Annotated in this window: 4 protein-coding genes; 3 read left to right on the forward strand and 1 reads right to left on the reverse strand. The window is 37.8% G+C overall.

Features of this window, described 5'->3' with window-relative positions; translation table 11 throughout:
• Positions 1–357 precede the first annotated feature (357 nt).
• Complete coding sequence (locus ENL20_09755; GenBank protein ID HHE38841.1) at positions 358–2,010, reverse strand: nucleoside kinase; 1,653 nt, start codon at positions 2,008–2,010, stop codon at positions 358–360.
• 278 nt (positions 2,011–2,288) lie between these two features.
• Between ENL20_09755 and ENL20_09760 the strand changes: the two genes are divergently transcribed.
• From ENL20_09760 to ENL20_09770, 3 genes are all read left to right on the forward strand, one after another.
• Positions 2,289–3,236 (forward strand): YitT family protein, encoded by a 948-nt coding sequence (locus ENL20_09760; protein HHE38842.1) that lies wholly within the window; start codon positions 2,289–2,291, stop codon positions 3,234–3,236.
• A 108-nt stretch (positions 3,237–3,344) separates the two neighbouring features.
• Positions 3,345–4,676 (forward strand): hypothetical protein, encoded by a 1,332-nt coding sequence (locus ENL20_09765; protein HHE38843.1) that lies wholly within the window; start codon positions 3,345–3,347, stop codon positions 4,674–4,676.
• A 98-nt stretch (positions 4,677–4,774) separates the two neighbouring features.
• On the forward strand, positions 4,775–4,998 hold a 224-nt coding region (locus ENL20_09770; protein ID HHE38844.1), incomplete at its 3' end, for a hypothetical protein.

Here is a 4,998-nt window from a genome sequence, read left to right on the forward strand (position 1 = left end):
TATTATGCTCCGGAGGTTTTACCTCCGGCTATTAATATTCAACTCTTTCAGATTTATGTTTTCTAATCTTTTTTATTTCAATTTCAACAAGATATTTCTATCTTCCAACTAATCCTGAAAGGATTCAATCTTTATAGCCGGAGATTGAATCTCCGGTTAGGAAGAGATAAAACAGTCCCAATCCTGAAAGGATTGAACATTAAACGCTACAATCATTTTTATTCAACTCCTTCAGAGTTGTTTCCTGTCTGCTATTATGCTCCGGAGGTTTTACCTCCGGCTATTAATATTCAACTCTTTCAGAGTTATTTCCGCATTATACTCCCCTCTCTTCTCAAAAGAGGGGCTGGGGGTGAGTTAATAATTAAACAAGCTCCCCCCGATAAATTCCCGCAAAATAGAATGAGACGGCACCAGTTCATCATGGATAGTGGAGATATGATCGAGGAGTTTTATCAGTCTTTTTGCTTCCTGGAACTGGGGACAATAGCAGGTTACATTCTGCAAAAGGGGCATAATATGTTTTTTCAGAACTCCGAGCTCATAAGTAAGAGTGGAGTTGAACATAAAGTCAGAGTTTTCCTGGAAAGGAAAGATATTCTTATCCTCACCTTCAGCAATACTATCCCAACGGTCGAGTGTCTGCTCTGCCGAATAACCACGGAACTTATGATCGCGGATAATTCTCCTGATCTTACGGGAATCTGTCGTAGGAATACGATTATGAGCATCTATATTGAGGTTGTTCAACGCACTCACATATATTTTCACCTTCTGATTGAAAGGAACAGACTCTGTCAGCTTATCATTCAAACCATGAATTCCTTCGAGGATCAGAACAGCATCTTTTTTGGGAGTAAGTTTCCGGTAAATATTCTCTCTTTCTCCGGTCAGGAAATTGAATTTCGGCAGGTCTATCTCTTTACCGGCAAGAAAATCCTGCAGATTATCGTTCAGAAGCTGGAGATCGATTGCCTGTAAAGACTCGAAATCAAATTCTCCGCTTTCCTTTTTTGGAGTCAGATAACGCGGCAGGAAATAATCATCTAACTGGATAATTTGCGGATTAAGACCATTGACCCGCAGATGGATGGAAAGTCTTTTGGCATAAGTCGTTTTCCCGGAAGAAGAAGGACCTGCGATCAGGATCACCTTCACATCCTTTTGCCTTGATATTTCGTCCGCAATGAACACGATCTTCTTCTCGTGAAGGGCTTCCTCGACCTGGATCATATCTGCCAGACGATAAGTATCCTTTGCTTTATTGAGCGCACTCACATTATGAACTCTTATTATCTTCAACCATTTATCATGCTCCTGGTGCGTGGCAAAAAGTTTACGCGGAAATTGAAATTCTCCCTTTATTTGAAGGGAATCCTTATCCGGAAATCTCAAAATGATCCCCGGTGAATGATAAAGCAGATCAAAATTCCGGATCGCAGAAGTATTTTCTGCGAGTTGCCTCAGGAAATAATCATCATATTCCTCGCATTTGAAAATATCTATCTTATGATAGGATAAATGAGAAAAGATCTCTCCGTTTCCTTTTTTTGAAAATATGTTTTCCGCTTCGGAAAGACTGATATTGATCTTCTCTATAGGAAGTTTCCTGTTTATGATCTCGAGCATTTCATGTTTAAGTTCTTTCACCTTCTCTGCCGTAAAAATGTCTTTGCCGAAGATCTCTCCGTAGACACCATTCCCGATAGAATGTTCCACGATAAATTTCGTTTTTGCGGGAAAGAGACGATAAAATGCCTTCATCATAACGAAAATAGCCGTGTCCTGATAAATGCGGAAACCTTCCGAAGAATTAGAGGTGATCAGATCTACTTCTGCATCCGTTTTAATAAGTTCTTTTGAAGTTGTATAGTCACAATTCAGTACATACGCAATGATTCCTTTCTCCTTGAATTCTTTTTCCTTTATGATCTCCCCGATCGTGATCGGTTTGGAATAAGCGATCTTCTTATAATATTTATGATTTATCTTGATCTCTACTTTGAACAACCGTCCTCCTTCTATTTGAAAGATTGGACTTGACTCGTAACGAAGTGCGAGTCGAGAACAATCTGTCCAAAATGTTCGCAATTCTCAACTCGCATTCCCTGCGAACATTGCAAGTCGAGTCTTGCGTGATTATCAAATTTATTTATGAGAACAGAAGTCAAGAAGTTTCGTTTTATATTACTGTTTTAAAGGCTGATAGAACAGTATATATCTTTTTTTTCATTTTATTTGACTTAAAAATCGGCTTTTGAAATTACGCACCTCAAAGGAGTTAGATGATGATAAAAAATTTAATTAGAAGGCATATCATTCAGCATGTTGGAATTGCCTGCGGAGCAATGCTGCTGGCGATTTCCTATTCCTGGTTTCTGATCCCGTATAAGATTTCTCCGGGTGGAGTGAGCGGATTAGCCCAGATACTTTTTCATATCTTCCATATCCCGGCAGGAACTTCGATGTTATTATTGAATATCCCGCTTTTTGTGTTAAGTTTTATTTTTATGGGGAAAAGATTCGGAGCGCGCTCTCTTTATGGAATGATCATGGCTTCTATCCTGACTGATTTTATGGATTTGAAGAATCTTCATTCATTGGGTTTGATCAAAGATTTGGCAAAATATACTTTTGAGCAGAATGGAGAACAGGTGATTGCCATGCTTTCTCCTCAGGATATCTACCTCTCTGCGATTGCCGGTTCTGTTCTTCTCGGTTTAGGATTGGGAATCATCTTCCGTTTCAGAGGTTCGACCGGCGGAACGGATATTCCCGTTGCTCTGATCAAACAGAAGTTCGGAGTTTCCATAGGAATGGGCTATTGGATCGTTGAAACTTTGATCATCCTTTCTATCGGCATTGTCTTCTCCGATCTGAAACTTATTATCTGGGGATATGTAAATTTGTTTATCACTGCAAAAATAACTGATCTGGCAAGTATGGGTATGCCGTATGTCAAAGGTGTTTATATAATTTCGGAACAATCTGATAAGATCAAAGAAAAGATATTTGATAAGATAAATCGCGGAGTAACCTTCCTCAAAGCTGAAGGTGCGTATTCTGGGAAAGAATTCAATATGATCTTCTGTGCGATGAATAGAAGACATGTTGCATTGATGCGGGAAATTGTTAAGGATATCGATCCCAAAGCCTTTGTCCTCCTGACCGATGTTTCCGATGTGATGGGTTACGGTTTCCGCAGTAGAGAACTAAACCTGACGGAGAATGATTAATTGATGACTTGCATCTTGTTCCTTGAAACTTGTCCCTTTCACCTTTTTTAATTGACACCAAATATCTCAATTTTTCTTTTTGATGAATAGAAAAAGGGAGGGGAAAAGATGAAGAAGATCATTATTATTTTTTCGTTAACTGTTATGTTAATAACAAGTTTACTTGTCGCTGAACAGACAGAGAAGGAGAGTTTGATGAAATTGAAGATAACCGGTTTTAATGAAGGAACTGCGATTGAAAAAGCGGGAGCTAAGATCAGTGATATTCTGTTAACTTATGATGGAAAACCTGTTCATACTTTAAAGCAATTAGCAGAATGTAAAGAAGCAGTTAAAACCGATGAAGTTGAAGTTACTTTTTTAAGAGGACAGGCTGTTATTCCGATCAAGATCCCGAAAGGACAGATAGGAGTTTATCTGCAGGAATTAATACCTGATCATAAGATGGATGATAATGCCGTTGTGATCGATGGAATCGGGAAATTAGGATGGGGAATAGGAATGGAGAATTCCTTTCTCGGAGCATTGACTCTGATCGAAGAAAAATTCGGACAGAAAACGAGCTATGAAGATCTGGTCGGACTATCCGGTTATGGCTTCAGATTACATTTCTTTGATGGATTTTGTCCCAGTTCTCCTGATGCAACTTGCGGTAAAAATGTCGGTGAAGATATCTTGAAAAAATTAGGTTATGATTTTGATGTTTATCACCTGCAAAGCGATGAGTTTATAGAAAAAGATATTGAGATGAGATCAGAAGAGGAGATGCGAAAGATCATTCTGAAAAGTATTGATAAAGGTTTTCCTGTTATCGCTATCGATCTGATCGAAGTTCCTGAATGGGGATTGATCACAGGTTATCAGAAAGATGGAAAAGAATTATTCTGCCGAACATATTTTGATAAAACAGATGGTTATGAAATTGCCCGGAAATTCCCCTGGATTATTTTTGTGATCAAAGATCATAAAAAAGCAAATATTTCACCTTTATATGCTGAATCATTTGAAATTGCTAATGAACTTTATAATACGGAAAAATATGATGAATATTTTTCCGGAATCAAAGCCATCGAGGAATGGATCATTGATCTGAAAGATGAAAAATCCTATAAAGAAGCCGATAAAAAAGTCTTCGATGAAATGAAGTTGGCAAACTGGTGGATCTATTACAGCTTGATGGAAGCAAGATCAATTACCAAAGAGTATCTCCTGAACAACATCGAGAAATTTAAAAAAGATAAAGACCTGGTCACGGAATTAGCGGAAATTTATAATGATGAAGCAGAACTTCTATATAAACATTTTCAGGAAATTCCTTCGCCGCATGTTCCCAATCCTGATTTGATCTGGGATCAAGAGAACAGAGAAAAGCAAATTCAAATGTTGAATGAATTTCTGGAACTGGAAAAAGAAGCGAATGAAATTTTGAAAAAGATTTAAGAATTTATGAACTGGACTTCATCCGGCAACTGACGGATGGAGTTCAGTCTTATGTGATTTTCTAAATTTTCGGAAAGTTTATAAAAAAAGGAGAAAAAATGAAAAGATTCATAATTCTTATACTACTGCTGATCAGCATTGAAATGTTTGCAACATATGAATATGCTTGTCCTTTCACTTTGATTAATCCTTCTGCAACGGATGTAGCTTTTGGTAATTATAGTGGTTGTGCTAATATCTGGAATCAAAATCCGCTGGATGTCTGGAGTAATCCTGCAAAATTGGGATATTTTACAGGTTTTAGTTTTGGATATTCTTATGA

This window comes from Candidatus Cloacimonadota bacterium (assembly GCA_011372345.1).
Classification (GTDB): domain Bacteria; phylum Cloacimonadota; class Cloacimonadia; order Cloacimonadales; family TCS61; genus DRTC01.